We start from the raw sequence: 16,765 nt of genomic DNA, 5'->3' as shown, positions 1-16,765 counted from the left end.
CATGCAAAAAGTTGTCCTCGCGACCGGCAATGCCGGTAAAGTGCGTGAACTCGCCTCTCTCCTGAGCGACTTCGGGCTTGATGTCGTTGCCCAAACGGATCTGGGCGTTGATTCCGCAGAAGAAACCGGCCTGACGTTTATTGAAAACGCCATTCTGAAGGCGCGTCATGCCGCGCAAATCACCGGTCTGCCTGCCATTGCCGATGATTCCGGCCTGGCCGTTGACGCCCTCGGCGGGGCTCCGGGGATTTATTCTGCTCGCTATTCTGGTGAAGATGCGACTGACAGACAAAACCTGGAAAAACTGCTGCACACCCTGCAGGATATCCCGGACGAAAAACGTCAGGCACAGTTCCATTGTGTACTGGTGTATATGCGCCACGCAGATGACCCAACCCCTGTTGTATGTCACGGACGCTGGCCGGGCGTGATCGCTCGTGAGCCTGCCGGAGACGGTGGTTTTGGCTACGACCCTATCTTCTTTGTACCGTCTGAGGGTAAAACCGCAGCCGAACTGACCCGGGAAGAAAAGAGTGCTATTTCCCACCGTGGACAGGCACTAAAACTGCTGCTGGATGCGCTGCGTAATGGTTAAGTTGCCACCGCTGAGTCTTTATATCCACATCCCGTGGTGCGTGCAGAAATGCCCCTACTGCGACTTCAACTCGCATGCGTTAAAGGGCGAAGTTCCCCATGACGATTACGTTGGGCATCTGCTGAGCGATCTGGATGCCAACGTCGCCTACGCGCAGGGACGCGAAGTAAAGACCATTTTTATTGGTGGCGGTACGCCGAGCCTGCTCTCTGGCCCGGCAATGCAAACGCTGCTGGATGGCGTGCGTGCGCGTCTAAATCTGGCGGCGGATGCCGAAATCACGATGGAAGCCAATCCCGGTACGGTGGAAGCCGATCGGTTTGTCGATTATCAACGCGCTGGAGTTAACCGCATCTCGATTGGCGTGCAAAGTTTTAGCGCCGCCAAGCTTGAGCGACTGGGGCGTATTCACGGGCCAGAAGAAGCCAAACGCGCGGCGAATCTGGCTGACGGTCTGGGATTGCGCAGCTTTAACCTCGATTTGATGCACGGCCTGCCGGATCAAACACTGGAAGAAGCGCTGGACGATTTACAGCAGGCCATTGAGCTTAACCCCCCGCATCTCTCCTGGTATCAGCTCACTATTGAGCCCAACACGTTGTTTGGTTCGCGCCCGCCGGTGCTACCGGATGATGACGCCCTGTGGGATATTTTTGAGCAAGGCCACCGGTTGCTGACCGCCGCCGGGTATCAGCAATATGAAACCTCGGCCTATGCAAAACCGGGATATCAGTGCCAGCACAACCTGAACTACTGGCGTTTTGGCGACTATCTTGGCATTGGCTGCGGGGCTCACGGCAAGATCACCTTCCCGGACGGACGTATCCTGCGCACCACCAAAACCCGACATCCGCGCGGTTACATGCAGGGACGTTATCTCGAAAGCGAGCGTGATGTCGCCGAGGCTGATAAGCCATTTGAGTTCTTTATGAACCGCTTCCGCTTGCTGGAGGCCGCACCGCGTGTGGAATTCACCCACTATACTGGGCTTGCCGAAGAGGTGATTCGGGCACAGATTGATGAGGCTATCGCCCAGGGATATCTGACGCAGAGCGATGAGTACTGGCAGATTACCCAGCACGGTAAGCTGTTTTTAAACTCACTGCTGGAGCTGTTTCTGGCGGAGTAACGCGGAAAACCGTAATGAATGTTGGCCTGATAAGGCTTTGAGCCACCATTCGGCAAATTGCCTGATGGCGCTGCGCTTATCAGGCCTACAGGGTTAGGTCGATAAGCGCAGCCACCTTCATCGATTAGTACTGATTAAACATTTCCTGGATCTGTTTAGGATCTTTGGTCTGTGTCAGCGCCAATTGCAGCAGCACGCGAGCTTTTTGTGGGTTCAGCGAGCCAGACGCCACAAATCCGTACTTCGCATCATCGATTTCAGCATCCTGCGTGGTGGAGCCAGTAGGTACGCGGGAAGAACGCACGACCACGGTGCCTTTGTGCGCAGCGGTTGCCAGCGTATCGAAAATGGTTTTATACAAGTTACCATTACCCACACCAGCACTCACAATCCCGGCGTATCCGGCATCGACCAGCGCTTTTGCCGGCAGATCGGAGGCGTTAGCGTAGTTATAGATAATGCCCACCTTCGGCAGCTCGGTCAGCTTAGAGACATCGAATGGCGTTGCGGAAGTATGCTTGCGCGCAGGCGTACGCTGGTAATCAATTTTACCGTTATGGATATAGCCCAGCGGACCATAGTTGACGGCTTTGAAGGTCGCGACATCTGTGGTGTTGGTCTTGGTCACATCACGGCCATCCAGGACAGTGTCGTTCATCACCACCAGCACACCGCGGTTAGCAGACGCTTTATCCGCCGCGGTCACCACGGCGTTATACAGGTTGAACGGGCCATCGGCGCTCATACCCGTAGACGGACGCATTGCGCCGACCAACACCACTGGCTTGTTGCACTTGACGGTCAGATCGAGGAAATACGCGGTTTCTTCCATAGTATCCGTACCATGGGTCACCACGAAGCCGTCGGTTTTATCACATTCGGTGTTGATCTTCTTCGCCAGCGTTAACCAGACGTCGTCATTCATGTCCTGCGAGCCAATATTCACCACCTGCTCGCCTTTAACGACGGCAATATCTTTCAGTTGCGGCACCGCATCGACCAGATTTTCTACGCCAACTTTACCCGCCGTGTAGTTGGATTTTGTTGCGGAATCACCGCCACCAGCAATCGTCCCGCCGGTAGCCAGAATGGTGATATTGGGTAATGCGAGCGCTGCGCCGCTGAACCCCATAACCAGTGCTGCCAGTGCCGTTTTTCTGAAAAAATCCATGTTATTACTCCGGTTATTTGAATTTGCCGCATTATGTCAACCTGACAGATGAATAATGTGACCTCTTCCAATTAACCAGACTTATATATTTATAAATTTGTTATTTTTAGAGATGGATATCAAAAAACAAGGAAAATGCAAAGCAAAACGGCACAGAATGTTTCTGTGCCGTTAAAGAGAGGTAAATGCTATTTTAGACCGTTAACCAATGCCTTACGGTCATCTTCCAGCGTCACGACGCGCGCGCAAACATCTTTGCCAAACTGCTGGAAGTCTTTCTCCTGGTTCTTCCATTCATTCTGGATGGAGGTTTGCAAACCGCCGAGGCTACCGAGCACACCCTGCAGTGGGTTACCGCCACCTTTGAGCACCGCTTTGGCACCCATTTCGTTGATGCTGTCCTGCAGAATGCCGCCCATCGCCTGATTCACCAGCTGCTGCCCGTCAGCACGGACCTGATCAATTGCCTTATAATGGAAGGTCAGACCGTCAGTACGATGCTCGATGATCCGGTTCATCTGCTCTTTCAATTGGGCGTCAAGCTTGGTTAAACGACCGCGCATGTTGCTGCTTTCACCGACTTCTTTGGCGATAATTTTGTCCAGCGCGATGCGACCTTTCTCGACGCGCGCTCTGGCGCCGTCGTCAATCCACGGCAGGCTGCTACGCAACGCCGCCTGATAATCTTTCGCCTGCTCACGCTGTGCGGCGCTTAAGGTGTACTGCTTACCGTTGAAGGTAACATTCCCGGCTGGCGTGATCACCAGATCGCCGTTTTCACCCTTCACCTGCACCGTTTGCGGAGTCACAATCACATCGTCACGCGGGGTGACGCTGCACTTATAATCAGCATGTGCGGCCATCGCCGTGAACGTCAGAACTGCCGCCAGCAGCGTTTTACGCATCATATCTATCCCTCAATACAAATCGGGCCGGCATTTGCCGACCCTGTGCTACTTAGTCCCACCAAATATCGAAAAGTTCGCTGGTGCGCACATCTTCAAGTTTGTGCTCTTCCAGCCACTTACGCACGATTGCCTGATGTTCTTCAGTGCATTTGCCGATTTCCTGCAGGCAGATCAGACCTTCCCAGGCCAGATAGCCACTGCCGTCATAGGCCAGCTTGTTCGGCTCAATAACCTCATTGATAAAGTCATCAACGATTTTATCGACCTGCTCTTCAGATGTGCCTTCCGGAAAACGCCATGCAACCGAAAATCCGACTTCCTGGAATTCGTCGATATGCATTTTTTTACGCAGACGACGGCTACGGTTCTTTGCCATTATTTCACCCTCTCGAACATTAAGTCCCATACGCCGTGGCCAAGACGATGGCCACGTTGTTCAAATTTGGTTACCGGGCGCGATGGTGGGCGCGGTACATAATCGTTACTCTCAGACTGGTTTTTATACCCGTCAATGGAGGACATCACTTCAAGCATGTGCTCCGCATAAGCTTCCCAGTCGGTAGCCATGTGGAAAACACCGCCCAACTTCAGCTTACTCTTCACCAGCTCAGCAAACGGTACCTGAACGATACGGCGTTTATTATGACGTGCTTTATGCCACGGGTCAGGGAAAAAGAGCTGAACCATCGATAAAGAATTGTCAGGAATCATTTTGTGCAGCACTTCAACGGCGTCATGACACATCACGCGCAGGTTTTCGACGCCCTCTTCATGCGCCGAAGCCAGGCAGGCACCAACGCCCGGAGAGTGAACCTCAATACCGAGGAAGTTTTGTTCCGGACGCGCTTTGGCCATCGCCACCAGCGAAGCGCCCATACCGAAACCTATTTCAAGCGTCACCGGTGCGTCACGGCCAAACAGCGCAGCAAAATCGACCGGCGCTTCGCTGAACTCAACGCCCATCACCGGCCAGTAGTTTTCCAGTGCGTGTTCCTGCCCTTTAGTCAGTCGCCCCTGGCGACGAACAAAACTACGAATCCGGCGCAGCGGGCGACCGTTTTCATCAAATTCCGGTGAAATGACGTCGTTCTTCATAAAAGTTTAGTCTGCTGTGTTTGAGTTCTGAAAACGGGCATTATCCAAAGTTAGTTGCCGGATGCAAGTAAAGGAAGAGAGTCAGCTGCGGAAAGTTCCGGTTTACACCCTTCGACCTCTGTGCTGCAATCTTGCCCCCAGCAATAATGAAACGGTAATCATGCAAGCGTCTCAATTTTCAGCTCAGGTGTTGAGCTGGTACGACAAATACGGGCGGAAAACGCTGCCCTGGCAAATTGACAAGACGCCTTACAAAGTATGGCTTTCTGAAGTCATGCTGCAACAAACTCAGGTTGCGACCGTTATTCCTTATTTTGAACGCTTTATGGCGCGCTTTCCAACGATAACCGATTTAGCCCATGCCCCGCTTGATGAAGTCCTGCATTTGTGGACCGGGCTGGGGTATTACGCGCGTGCGCGCAATCTGCATAAAGCCGCTCAGCAGGTGGCGACGCTGCATGGCGGCACCTTCCCGCAAACCTTTGATGAAGTTGCCGCCCTGCCCGGCGTTGGACGCTCTACCGCAGGCGCGATCCTTTCGCTCTCTTTGGGTCAGCATTTTCCGATTCTCGACGGCAACGTCAAACGCGTGCTGGCACGCTGTTATGCTGTCAGCGGCTGGCCGGGGAAAAAAGAGGTCGAGAAAAAACTGTGGGCGTTGAGTGAGCAGGTTACACCCGCCCACGGCGTTGAACGATTTAATCAGGCGATGATGGATTTAGGCGCGCTAGTCTGTACGCGTTCAAAACCTAAGTGCGCCCTGTGCCCATTACAAAATGGCTGTGTGGCTACCGCCAATGCAAGTTGGGCACAATACCCGGGTAAAAAGCCCAAGCAGACGTTACCGGAGCGCACAGGCTATTTTTTACTGATGCAGCATAACGATGAGGTGTTACTCGCGCAGCGTCCACCCAGCGGCTTATGGGGCGGATTATACTGTTTTCCGCAGTTTGAAGATGAAGATGGACTGCATCAGTGGCTGGCGCAACGGCAAATTAACGCAGATAATCTGACCCAGCTTACTGCATTTCGCCATACCTTTAGTCATTTCCACTTAGATATTGTGCCTATGTGGCTTCCCGTGTCCTCATTCACCACCTGCATGGATGAAGGCAACGCGCTCTGGTATAACTTAGCGCAACCGCCGTCGGTCGGACTGGCGGCTCCTGTGGAGCGTTTGTTACAGCAATTACGCGTCGGTGCGCAGGTTTAACGTGCCGGTCGATAAAGAGGATTTTTTATGAGCAGAACGATTTTTTGTACTTTCCTGCAACGTGAAGCAGAAGGTCAGGATTTTCAGCTGTACCCAGGCGATCTGGGAAAACGCATTTATAACGAGATTTCGAAAGAAGCATGGGCACAGTGGCAGCACAAGCAAACCATGCTGATTAACGAGAAGAAACTCAACATGATGAACGTCGAGCACCGCAAGCTGTTGGAACAGGAGATGATCAACTTCCTGTTTGAAGGCAAGGACGTGCACATTGAAGGCTATACGCCAGAGTCATAAGAACCGTTGCCGGATGGCGCTGCGCTTATCCGGCCGACGATTTAATCTGGTCCTTGCAAATAACCAACACAACACGCACCCCCGGAATGATGAAAAAATTTCTCGCGCTTGCCGTTATTGCGCCGTTGCTCATCTCCTGTTCCAGTTCGACCAAAAAAGGCGATTCCTATAACGAAGCCTGGGTCAAGGATACCAACGGTTTTGATATTCTGATGGGGCAGTTTGCCCATAACATTGAGAATTTGTGGGGATTTAAAGAAGTGCTGATCGCGGGTCCGAAGGACTACGTCAAGTATACCGATCAGTATCAAACCCGCAGCCACATCAACTTTGATGACGGTACCATAACCGTGGAGACCATCGCCGGGACAGATCCTGCCGGGCATTTACGACGGGCAATAATCAAGACCTTGCTGATGGGAGACGATCCGGGTTCCATCGATCTCTATTCCGATGTCGATGATATCAAGATTTCCAAAGAGCCGTTCCTCTACGGGCAGGTCGTTGATAATACCGGTCAGCCTATTCGCTGGGAGGGACGCGCGACAAACTTCGCCAACTACCTGCTGCAAACGCGACTGAAGAGCCGGAGTAACGGCCTGCGCATTATCTACAGCGTGACAATTAACCTGGTGCCAAACCACCTTGATAAGCGTGCGCATAAGTATATCGGCATGGTTCGTCAGGCATCGCGTAAGTATGGCGTCGACGAGGCGCTGATCCTCGCCATCATGCAAACCGAGTCCTCCTTTAACCCGTATGCGGTCAGCCATGCTGATGCACTGGGCCTGATGCAGGTCGTGCAGCACAGCGCCGGGAAGGATGTATTCCGCTCACAGGGCCGTTCCGGTACGCCAAGCCGTAGCTTCTTGTTTGACCCGGCCAACAACATTGATACCGGTACCGCCTATCTGGCGATGCTCAACAATGTCTACCTGGGCGGAATCGATAACCCAACCTCACGTCGTTACGCCGTCATTACCGCGTATAACGGTGGGGCAGGCAGCGTGCTGCGTGTGTTCTCCAGCGATAAAATTCAGGCAGCAAATATCATCAACAGCATGTCGCCGGGAGACGTTTATCAAACATTAACCACCCGACATCCGTCGGCGGAATCACGCCGCTACCTTTATAAGGTCAATTCTGCACAAAAATCCTATCGACGTCGGTAATGTTTACCCTCTTCGGCCGCGTGAAGCTGGCGGCAGAAGAGGGTAAAAGTGTTAACTCCGTCACTATTTTGCTTTGCAATTGGAAATTGTTTGCAAATATTTGTCACAGCTAACAAAAAAACACCCCTTCTCATTGATAGAATCACATCATATTGAAACGGCAAATGTGCTTTTTAAAACATCCATCCGCATTACGATGTGAGGAAATTAACATGAATCTTAAGCTGCAGCTGAAAGTCCTTTCCTTTCTGCAGTTCTGCCTGTGGGGTAGTTGGCTCACGACCCTCGGCTCTTATATGTTTGTCACCCTTAAATTCGACGGTGCCTCTATTGGCGCAGTCTATAGCTCGCTGGGGATTGCCGCCGTATTTATGCCTACGCTGTTAGGTATCGTCGCCGACAAATGGATCAGTGCCAAGTGGGTTTATGCTCTTTGCCACCTGGTGGGTGCGGGTACGCTGTTCGCTGCCGCCGAGGTCACCACGCCTGGAGCCATGTTCTTTGTGATCCTGCTTAACTCCCTGGCCTATATGCCAACGCTGGGGTTAATCAACACTATTTCTTACTATCGCCTGCAGTCTGCCGGGATGGATATTGTCACCGACTTCCCGCCAATCCGTATCTGGGGCACCATCGGGTTTATTCTGGCCATGTGGGCGGTAAGCTTCTCAGGCTTTGAACTGAGCCATATGCAGCTGTATATCGGCGCAATTCTGTCCGTGGTACTGGCACTGTTCACCCTGACGCTGCCGCATATTCCGGTTGCTAATCAGCAGAAAAATCAGAGCTGGACGTCAATGATGGGTTTGGATGCCTTCGCCCTGTTTAAAAACAAGCGTATGGCAATTTTCTTCATCTTCTCGATGATGCTGGGCGCAGAACTGCAAATTACCAACATGTTCGGTAATACCTTCCTGCACAGCTTCGATAATAACCCGCTGTTCTCTGGTAGCTTCATCGTCGAGCATGCGTCAGTCATGATGTCCATCTCGCAGATTTCAGAAACCCTGTTTATCCTGACCATCCCGTTCTTCTTAAGCCGTTACGGTATTAAGAACGTTATGCTGATCAGTATTGTGGCGTGGATGCTGCGTTTTGGTCTGTTTGCGTACGGCGACCCGACTCCGTTCGGTACCGTGCTGCTGGTTCTGTCGATGATTGTTTACGGCTGCGCCTTCGATTTCTTCAACATCTCCGGTTCGGTGTTCGTGGAAAAAGAAGTTCGTCCGGAAATTCGCGCCAGTGCACAGGGTATGTTCCTGATGATGACCAACGGCTTTGGCTGTATTCTGGGTGGTCTGGTGAGCGGTAAAGTGGTGGAACACTTCACACTGAACGGCATTACTGACTGGCAGAGCGTATGGCTGATCTTCGCGGGCTACTCACTGTTCCTGGCCTTTGCCTTCGTCGCACTGTTTAAGTACAAACACGTTCGCACTCCGGCTGGCACACAGACTATCGCACACTAATCTTCATTGATTAAAAAGGGTCACCTGACGGTGACCCTTTTTTTGCCGGAAATGTATCGGCCGCGCGATCCGTTTTTTATTTCAGAACATATCCGTACAGACGCTTAATGCCGTCGGCGTCCGTTTCACTGTAAACCCCTTGCAGTTCAGGTGAGAAGCCCGGCAGCAGATTAACGCCCTCTTCCAGCGCCAGGAAGTAACGCTGTACCGCTCCGCCCCACACTTCACCGGGTACTACGCACAACACGCCGGGAGGATAAGGCAACGCACCTTCTGCCGCGATACGACCGGCAGCATCACTAATGCGCACCAGCTCAACATCTCCCCGGATATAAGCACTGTTGGCATCCTGCGGGTTCATGGCAACAGCGGGTAAGCTCTCCTGACGGAACATCGCTTTTTGCAGATCCTTCACATCAAAGCTCACGTACAGGTCATGCATTTCCTGACACAGTTCACGCAGCGTGTAATCTCGATAGCGCATCGGGTATTTGTTGAAGATTGTGGGCAGCACATCTGCCAGCGGCGTATCGTTCTCAATGTGCTGTTCAAACTGAGCCAGCATCGCCACCAGCTGCGCCATTTTCTCTGCGCTTTCTGCTGGCGTCAGCAGGAACAGGATTGAATTGAGGTCGCATTTTTCCGGCACAATACCATTCTCTCGCAGGTAGTGTGCGAGGATCGTCGCTGGTATACCAAAGTCAGTATACTGCCCAGTTTGCGCATCAATGCCCGGCGTGGTCAGCAGCAGTTTGCACGGATCGACAAAATACTGATCGCTCGCATAGCCGTCAAAACCATGCCATTTCGCTCCCGGCTCAAAGCTAAAGAAGCGACGCTCGCTGGCAATAACCTGCGTCGGGTATGTCTGCCAGGGCTTCCCCCCCACCATCGGGGGAATAAAGGGCTGAATCAGCTTACAGCGATCGATAATGGCTTTACGTGCCTCAATTCCTAACGCCACGCATTCCGCCCATAACCGGCGTCCGCTCTCACCTTCATGGATTTTTGCGTTAACGTCCAGCGCGGCAAATAGCGGGTAAAACGGGCTGGTGGAGGCGTGCAGCATAAAAGCATTGTTCAACCGTTTATGCGGGCAAAAACGCGCCTGGCCGCGAATATGGTTATCTTTTTTGTGGATCTGCGAGGTTTGTGAGAACCCGGCCTGCTGTTTGTGCACCGACTGGGTGACAAAAATCCCGGGATCATTGGGTTTGAGATCCAGTAGCAATGGCGAGCCATCCGCCATCATCGGGATAAATTGTTCGTAACCAACCCAGGCAGAGTCAAACAAAATGTAATCGCACAAACTGCCGATCTTGTCGATCACCTGTCGCGCGTTATAAATGGTCCCATCATAGGTTCCCAACTGGATAATCGCCAGACGGAACGGGCGCGGCTGGTCGGCTTTATGTGGTGAGACGTCGCGTATCTGCCCGCGCAGATACGCTTCATTAAAGCAGTGCTCATCAATGCCGCCAATAAAGCCAAACGGGTTACGCACCGCCTCCAGATAGACTGGTGTAGCGCCGGCCTGGATCAGCGCACCATGGTGGTTTGATTTATGATTGTTACGGTCAAACAGCACCAGATCGCCACGCGTCAGCAACGCGTTGGTCACGACTTTATTGGCAGCAGAGGTGCCGTTCAGCACAAAGTATGTTTTATCTGCATTAAACACTTTTGCCGCAAACTTCTGCGCATGCTTTGCCGACCCCTCATGAATGAGCAAATCGCCCAACTTGACGTCAGCATTGCACATATCCGCGCGAAACAAATTCTCGCCAAAGAACTCATAAAAATGCCGTCCGGCAGGATGTTTCTTAAAAAATTCACCGTGCTGATGGCCTGGGCAGGCAAAGGTACTGTTGCCCATTTCGACATACTGCGTCAGCGTGTCATAAAATGGTGGCAACAGATCGTCCTCATAACGACATGCGGCGGACTCCAGCTCCAGCCAGTCCTGTGCGTTACCGCCAATAACCGCCTCTGCACCCGCAGGTAATTCGACAGTAACCTCTGAGAAAATAAACACCGGTAAATGAAAACCTGTGCGTTTAAGCAACGCGAGGATCCCGCTGCGGCTGTCCGCAACGGTAATGACGACTGCCGCAACATCAGTAAAATCGGTACCGTCCAGTGACACCACCTGACGATGGGTAGACAGACAAGAGACCAGTTCACCACTGGCGGCAATTTTCATTGATTTCATAAGCGCAAAAACCCGTTTCGGGAAAGTCAAAGTCCCGGACAATGCCACACGGCGTTATCCCACGAAATGTTTGGTCAAACTGGTTACCAGCCCCGACCGCCAGACATCAGTAAAAGCAGATAGCCTCTGATCTTACTGTTATCCTGCAGTGAGCGTACGCCGCCGTCACCGCATGGAGGGAGAATGAGGATGTGTCGTAGAAAGGGGAGAACGTCGCGCAAAAAGGCGATGTTGAAGGTGATGTAGGGGGAATTGATTCATCCCAGGCAACCCCATTCAGACAGGAGAAAATTCGCGCAATCATGGCACCTTTCACTACCAGGCGCAAGACAAAATCCTATGCTTATCCCCACAGATAAACAAGCATTTTGCCGGACAATAGCGTCATAATAATGCAATCTGAAAACATAAATATACCCCGAAAATTGCCTTCATCATCAAGACGATAACGGGTATGCAGGAGCTCATGTGGTAATCGGACCTTTTATTAATGCCAGCGCTATTTTACTTGGTGGCGTTCTCGGTACGCTGCTCAGCCAGCATTTACCCGAACGCATTCGGGTCTCAATGACCTCTATTTTCGGACTGGCTTCTCTGGGCATTGGTATCTTGCTGGTAATCAAATGCGCCAACCTGCCGGTTATGGTGCTGGCAACGCTGGTCGGCGCACTGATTGGCGAGTTGTGCCATCTGGAAAAAGGGATTAATGCGGCGGTCGCCAAAGCGCAGCAGCTTTTCTCAAAGTCAGATGCCAATGCAACGCACGAATCGTTTATTCAAAGCTTTGTCGCCATCATTGTGCTGTTTTGTGCCAGCGGCACAGGGATCTTTGGGGCGATACATGAAGGAATGACCGGCGATCCGAATATTTTAATCGCGAAGTCGTTTCTCGATTTCTTCACCGCTATCATCTTCGCCTGTTCGCTGGGGATTGCGGTATCCGCCATTTGTGTGCCGATGCTGGCAATCCAGCTGACGCTCGCTGCCTGCGCCGCGCTGATCTTGCCTTTGACGACGCCTGCCATGATGGCTGACTTTAGCGCCGTAGGTGGCTTGCTGTTGCTGGCAACCGGCTTGCGTATCTGCGGAATTAAAATGTTTGCCGTCGTGAACATGCTACCTGCCCTGCTATTGGCCATGCCGCTTTCCGCCGCGTGGACGGCATTTTTTGCCTGAGAATGCGTGCAATACCAGCAATGTGGTGATAGATTGTGCAGTCTGCATTGATTTGAAGAAATTTCGTTGACGAAAAGAAGCGAATCGGTTTTAATGCGCCTCGTTGCCCGGATAGCTCAGTCGGTAGAGCAGGGGATTGAAAATCCCCGTGTCCTTGGTTCGATTCCGAGTCCGGGCACCACTATTTAGAAAAACCAGCCTACGGGCTGGTTTTTTGCTTTCTGGGGCTCCGGTAGATTTCTGGTCATCTTAGCCACAGTAACCATCACTCGGCCTCTTCCCTCCAACCCGAGCATTTCCCTTTAGCTACTCCCTGCCCTTCCGGTCACAGTGTTGTTCTCTATTCGGCTTCAAACTGCCAATAAACACTATTTCCACCTTGTATGCCTATCTGGTGGATTCATCACAGCAAGGCAGAATCCGGTCTTTGTCCGGTCTGGGGTAGGAAAGTATCATCGCTTGATTCAGATATGTGCAAAACACTACCGCGCTTAGAGACATTTCATGTGGTAGGATCATTATCCTCATCACATACCAGCATACCGAAAATAATATTATATTGCTCCATTTTCGGATAGGATAAATTAAGAGAGCACGCAAAAATTTTTTGCAGCACCACATATGCCCCCGTAGCTGAGTATCAATAACATTGACAGAGAAGTATAATATATTCACCTTCTGTTCTTATCCTCCAGTTATCATTTTTAAGAAAACATTCAGGACTCAGATAACAGATTTTGCTGACCAGAACGTCGCGTCCTCTCGTTAAAAATAATTTATTTTTATCACCCGCTCGCTTTCTTCTTATAATATCAACGGCCTCACCAATTATTACCCAAGCCAGCATGGGAAAATTGTTACTGTAATAAGGCACAGCATTCATATCAAATTTTTATTACTATCCTCTAGAAGTACGCAATATCATTGCAAGTTAACATTAAAAAACCACAAAAAACTGCATGCACATTTCAGAGATCATTCAAAAAACGCAAAAGAAATATCATTACTTATAGAATGAAATGTTTTATTGAGGATGCAAATATAAAACTTAATTTTCATAAACATTGCAAAAAGCATATAATTAAAAAACATGCCAGACTGAAACAATCAGAGTAAACAGTCAGTATTCATGAGAGACGATCATTTATGAACATCACGTTAACGATATTTTTATGTATGGCAACATTTTTATTAAACGGTTGCGTACACTCCCCCATTGATGCGAAAAAAACCAGCGTTCCCCGGACAGAGGACAGCATTAGTAAAGATGCAACAACGAAGCTCACGGATAAAGATATTTTTGGCAATGAAACCACGCTGGCGGTTTCAGAAGAGGATATTCAGGCTGCACTCGATGGCGGGAAATTCAGTGTACCGCTGAACTCTGCCGTCATTCTGGTTCAGTCCGGCAGTCGTGCGCCGGAAATGACCATGCAGCAGGAGATGGGAAAGTACTACCAAGTATCAACATTCTCCGGTATTCCGGACAGGCAGAAGCCCCTTTCCTGCAACAAAGTCAAAATGGAAGAAGGGAATGCCGTCGCCAGCGAAAATATGAACTATATGCAGGCGCTGCGTTATATTGCGGCAAAAGGGCAACAGAAAGCCGTTATTGTTTACTGGGATACACTACAAACCGGCAGGAACGACGCCGCGACAAAAGCAACCATCTGGTCGGATTCCCCCACGGTATTTATCGACGGATTACCCGCTGCCCGTATGGGTGACCCACTGACGCCTCACGATAAACCCAAACATCCTCCCCACCCCCGAAAAATAGCCAGTGGTTCAGGCACCGTATTTATCGACGGCCTGCCTGCCGCCAGAACCGGTGATGCCATTGACTGCGGTGGCGTGGTTATCGGCAGCGGTACCGTCAATATCGGCTGATATACAAGGGAAAGGTTATGTCACAAAAAGGACTGCATTTTACACTAAGTATCGACGGTCAGGCAGAGACAGCGCTGGCCGTGGTGGATTTCACCCTTTACCAGCAATACTCCTGTCCGTTTGTGATGGACGTGAATGTGACCAGCACCCTCTTCAGACTGACTGCTCCTGATTTCCTGGAAAAAAATGTCGTACTGACCATCTGGCAGGGGAACACTCCACAGCGCTATATCTGCGGCATCGTCACTACCGTGGCCCTGGGTAAAGGTCCGGGGCGACATCGTGCTGGAGAGCAGCAGCAAAATCAGTCTGAAAGTGAGTGGTTCGTTTATTGTCATCCATTCGGCTGGGGTGGACATTATGGGGCCGAAGATAAATCTCAACAGCGGGGGGAGTCCGGGAGCACCGGTGGGGACACGACAACCAACTGTTCTGACAGCCTTATCAGATGACGGAACAGGAGAAAATTCAAGAGGAGCCGATAATTCGAATGACTCAAGCAACCCGGAGACTGATTCGGTAGATGTAGATGATAAAGAGAAGAAAATCACCTCGATTAGTTGGTCTTATGGTGAGGATAAAATAGAGCTTAGTGATATATCGAGACATTATGTTGATCTGAATATTCATATTAAGACGGAAAATTATAACCCCGGTGAAAGTGTTTATTGTGATATAGCATATAATGATATAGCTGATATTAAACAAACAATAACTGTTACTGGTATTGTTGACAACACAGGAAACACTTGCATATGCAATGTTTTTGGTGGTGTGCTAATGAGCGTGCAATAAGGAGATAGTAATGGGTAAAGCTTACGCAAGCGCGGGGGGACAAAAGTCCTCTTTGACGGCAAGAAGACCTTCATGGAGTGGTGTTTATAATGGATACCCTAAAGTTAATGATGGTACTTTATCGGAAGATGATGAGAATTTTGACACCGTTTTTACTGATGTTTTTGGTGCAAACTATGATAAGGCAATATATTACAATGCTTGTGGGACAAGAGTTTCCCTAGCCTTGCTTGCTGGTGGAATGAGGCAAGTTGGGAACAGAGGGATAAAAATAACAAATAAAAATAATAAATTTCATGGCCAGCAAATAGAACCTGGCGCTGAAAAACTAAAGAGTATTCTCGAAGGCAAGTGGGGAAAGGCTGACATAGTTGTAAATTATCCGACTAACCTGAGTGATGTAAGTTCAAAACTAGATGGCAAGAAAGGCATTTATATAATGATCCCTAAATCCCCCAGGGATTTTAACGCATCAGGGCATGCAACATTATGGACTGGAAATAGAGTAATAGCCGATCATTACTATATCGCAGATTATACTGCCGCAATATATTTCTGGGAGTTGAAATAATGACAAACAGGCTCAACTTAGTCTTTTCTTTATTTCTTGCTTCCGGATATGCAACTTGTTCAAATGGAAATACTCTCAATACCCATGAGCATCTTCTAGATAATTACAAAACGTACTCTCTTGCTCGGTGTATTACTAATAATTATGAAAAAATGGGATTGAACTTTAATAACCCACCCTTGAAAGATTATACAATGGGATTTATTGACATCGAGGAAGGATTAGCTTTTAGTAGTGATAAGAACAATGCTCTTGATATGTTTATAAAAATTAAAACAGATAATTTTCATAAACCTAGGCAAACTGAAGGCGATCTGGCCCAGCTAAATATGGTTATATATGATTGTGTTGATTTTTATCACTCAAGAGAACTGGACGTGCTTTTAAATAATTTGATTTTAAAAGAAACAAAATAACAAATATGACAGAGAATGAAACTATCGATGGTATTTTCAATAAAAGCCGAATAACCGAGTCGAATAGTGCTATTCTCTCTGCTAAGTGACACTACTCCAAACTTGCAATGTATTGTTCTTGAGTAATTGTATATTCAATTAATCATAAGTGTAGAGATATCCCGGGAAAAGGATTTGCCGATTTCATAAATGACGAACCATCTCCGGTAATTGCCACATAAAGCATGTTTAATTCAAAAAAAGAACATAATTTATAAAATCATTACAAACTTATATTGTTAAAAATTCGGCAGCATTGCAAACATCCAAATATTGTCTTTACTCACAGCATCAATAATGAAGACCACTTGGATCACAAATGATAATCTTCCTAAACTCATGCAAAAGCAATAAATTCCAAAATTGAAATTATTCATAAACATAAATTTAATTCAAGCTCTTACTCTGACTAAATATTATAAAGGATCCCTATGCCCACAGCAGCCAGATTTAACGATAAAGGTACCCAGCATGACGGTTATCACGAAACCGTTATTACACCGGGTTCCCCACGGTATTTATTGACGGCCCGCCTGCCGCCAGAACCGGTACGGGTGATATAGGTAATGCAGTGGATGGACCTTTATCACCAGGAGGATGGATACCTGATTCGCCTC

15 protein-coding genes, 1 tRNA gene and 2 pseudogenes are annotated in these 16,765 nt (G+C 49.4%); 13 read left to right on the top strand and 5 right to left on the bottom strand.

The features are described from left to right. Window position 1: 1 nt before the first annotated feature. Window positions 2–595: an XTP/dITP diphosphatase gene (locus AC3ITF_RS03570; protein ID WP_115257510.1), complete on the top strand. Its 594-nt coding sequence runs from the start codon at window positions 2–4 to the stop codon at window positions 593–595. Further along, window positions 588–1,724, top strand: coding sequence for a radical SAM family heme chaperone HemW (hemW, locus tag AC3ITF_RS03565; protein WP_117342645.1), 1,137 nt, complete (start codon window positions 588–590; stop codon window positions 1,722–1,724). The genes AC3ITF_RS03570 and hemW overlap by 8 nt, the downstream gene beginning before the upstream one ends. Window positions 1,725–1,848: 124 nt before the next feature. Here hemW and ansB read toward each other — a convergent pair whose 3' ends face one another. The 4 genes from ansB to trmB form a co-directional block, all read right to left on the bottom strand. Next, window positions 1,849–2,895, bottom strand: a complete 1,047-nt coding sequence (gene ansB, locus AC3ITF_RS03560; protein ID WP_096755739.1) for an L-asparaginase 2 — start codon at window positions 2,893–2,895, stop codon at window positions 1,849–1,851. 188 nt (window positions 2,896–3,083) lie between these two features. Beyond that, a complete protein-coding gene (locus AC3ITF_RS03555) occupies window positions 3,084–3,803 on the bottom strand; it encodes a YggN family protein (protein WP_096755738.1) in 720 nt (239 codons plus the stop codon). A gap of 49 nt (window positions 3,804–3,852) precedes the next feature. Beyond that, window positions 3,853–4,179: a YggL family protein gene (locus tag AC3ITF_RS03550; protein ID WP_096755737.1), complete on the bottom strand. Its 327-nt coding sequence runs from the start codon at window positions 4,177–4,179 to the stop codon at window positions 3,853–3,855. Next, window positions 4,179–4,898: a tRNA (guanosine(46)-N7)-methyltransferase TrmB gene (gene trmB / locus AC3ITF_RS03545; RefSeq protein ID WP_096755736.1), complete on the bottom strand. Its 720-nt coding sequence runs from the start codon at window positions 4,896–4,898 to the stop codon at window positions 4,179–4,181. Before trmB ends, AC3ITF_RS03550 begins: the two co-directional genes overlap by 1 nt. Window positions 4,899–5,058: 160 nt before the next feature. Here trmB and mutY point away from each other — a divergent pair, with 160 nt between their 5' ends. The 4 genes from mutY (at window position 5,059) to AC3ITF_RS03525 (ending at window position 9,049) form a co-directional block, all read left to right on the top strand. Further along, window positions 5,059–6,111, top strand: a complete 1,053-nt coding sequence (gene mutY, locus AC3ITF_RS03540) for an A/G-specific adenine glycosylase (RefSeq protein ID WP_096755735.1) — start codon at window positions 5,059–5,061, stop codon at window positions 6,109–6,111. Between the two features lie 27 nt (window positions 6,112–6,138). Next, window positions 6,139–6,408 (top strand): oxidative damage protection protein, encoded by a 270-nt coding sequence (locus AC3ITF_RS03535; protein WP_003027126.1) that lies wholly within the window; start codon window positions 6,139–6,141, stop codon window positions 6,406–6,408. Window positions 6,409–6,494: 86 nt separating this feature from the next. Continuing rightward, complete coding sequence (gene mltC, locus AC3ITF_RS03530; protein WP_135911431.1) at window positions 6,495–7,580, top strand: membrane-bound lytic murein transglycosylase MltC; 1,086 nt, start codon at window positions 6,495–6,497, stop codon at window positions 7,578–7,580. 212 nt (window positions 7,581–7,792) lie between these two features. Continuing rightward, window positions 7,793–9,049: a nucleoside permease gene (locus AC3ITF_RS03525; protein WP_096755733.1), complete on the top strand. Its 1,257-nt coding sequence runs from the start codon at window positions 7,793–7,795 to the stop codon at window positions 9,047–9,049. A gap of 76 nt (window positions 9,050–9,125) precedes the next feature. Here the strand turns inward: AC3ITF_RS03525 and AC3ITF_RS03520 are convergent, their stop codons facing one another. Further along, on the bottom strand, window positions 9,126–11,261 hold the full coding sequence (locus AC3ITF_RS03520) for an ornithine decarboxylase (RefSeq protein ID WP_489176135.1): 2,136 nt from the start codon (window positions 11,259–11,261) through the stop codon (window positions 9,126–9,128). Window positions 11,262–11,729: 468 nt separating this feature from the next. Between AC3ITF_RS03520 and AC3ITF_RS03515 the strand changes: the two genes are divergently transcribed. The 7 genes and pseudogenes from AC3ITF_RS03515 to AC3ITF_RS03485 form a co-directional block, all read left to right on the top strand. Further along, the gene (locus AC3ITF_RS03515; protein WP_096755730.1) at window positions 11,730–12,437 is read left to right on the top strand and encodes a DUF554 domain-containing protein; all 708 of its coding nucleotides are present in this window, start codon (window positions 11,730–11,732) and stop codon (window positions 12,435–12,437) included. Window positions 12,438–12,542: 105 nt separating this feature from the next. After that, window positions 12,543–12,618 (top strand) — tRNA-Phe (locus AC3ITF_RS03510). A 965-nt stretch (window positions 12,619–13,583) separates the two neighbouring features. After that, entirely contained in the window at window positions 13,584–14,327 is a 744-nt protein-coding gene (locus AC3ITF_RS03505; RefSeq protein WP_489176134.1) for a type VI secretion system PAAR protein, read from the top strand. A 261-nt stretch (window positions 14,328–14,588) separates the two neighbouring features. Further along, window positions 14,589–14,879 (top strand): annotated as a pseudogene (locus tag AC3ITF_RS03500) (hypothetical protein); the annotation flags it as partial. A gap of 253 nt (window positions 14,880–15,132) precedes the next feature. Then, a complete protein-coding gene (locus AC3ITF_RS03495; RefSeq protein ID WP_135911410.1) occupies window positions 15,133–15,693 on the top strand; it encodes a T6SS effector amidase Tae4 family protein in 561 nt (186 codons plus the stop codon). Further along, window positions 15,693–16,109 carry a hypothetical protein gene (locus AC3ITF_RS03490; RefSeq protein WP_246864804.1) on the top strand — a complete coding sequence of 139 codons (417 nt, stop codon included), beginning with the start codon at window positions 15,693–15,695 and terminating at the stop codon, window positions 16,107–16,109. Before AC3ITF_RS03495 ends, AC3ITF_RS03490 begins: the two co-directional genes overlap by 1 nt. Window positions 16,110–16,579: 470 nt before the next feature. Continuing rightward, a pseudogene (locus tag AC3ITF_RS03485) lies at window positions 16,580–16,692 on the top strand (PAAR domain-containing protein); the annotation flags it as partial. Between the last annotated feature and the right edge of the window lie 73 nt (window positions 16,693–16,765).

The organism is Citrobacter sp. KH_055_1, from assembly GCF_057838705.1.
Note: the sequence above shows the minus strand (reverse complement) of the source record. Positions and strands in the feature narration are given on the sequence as shown.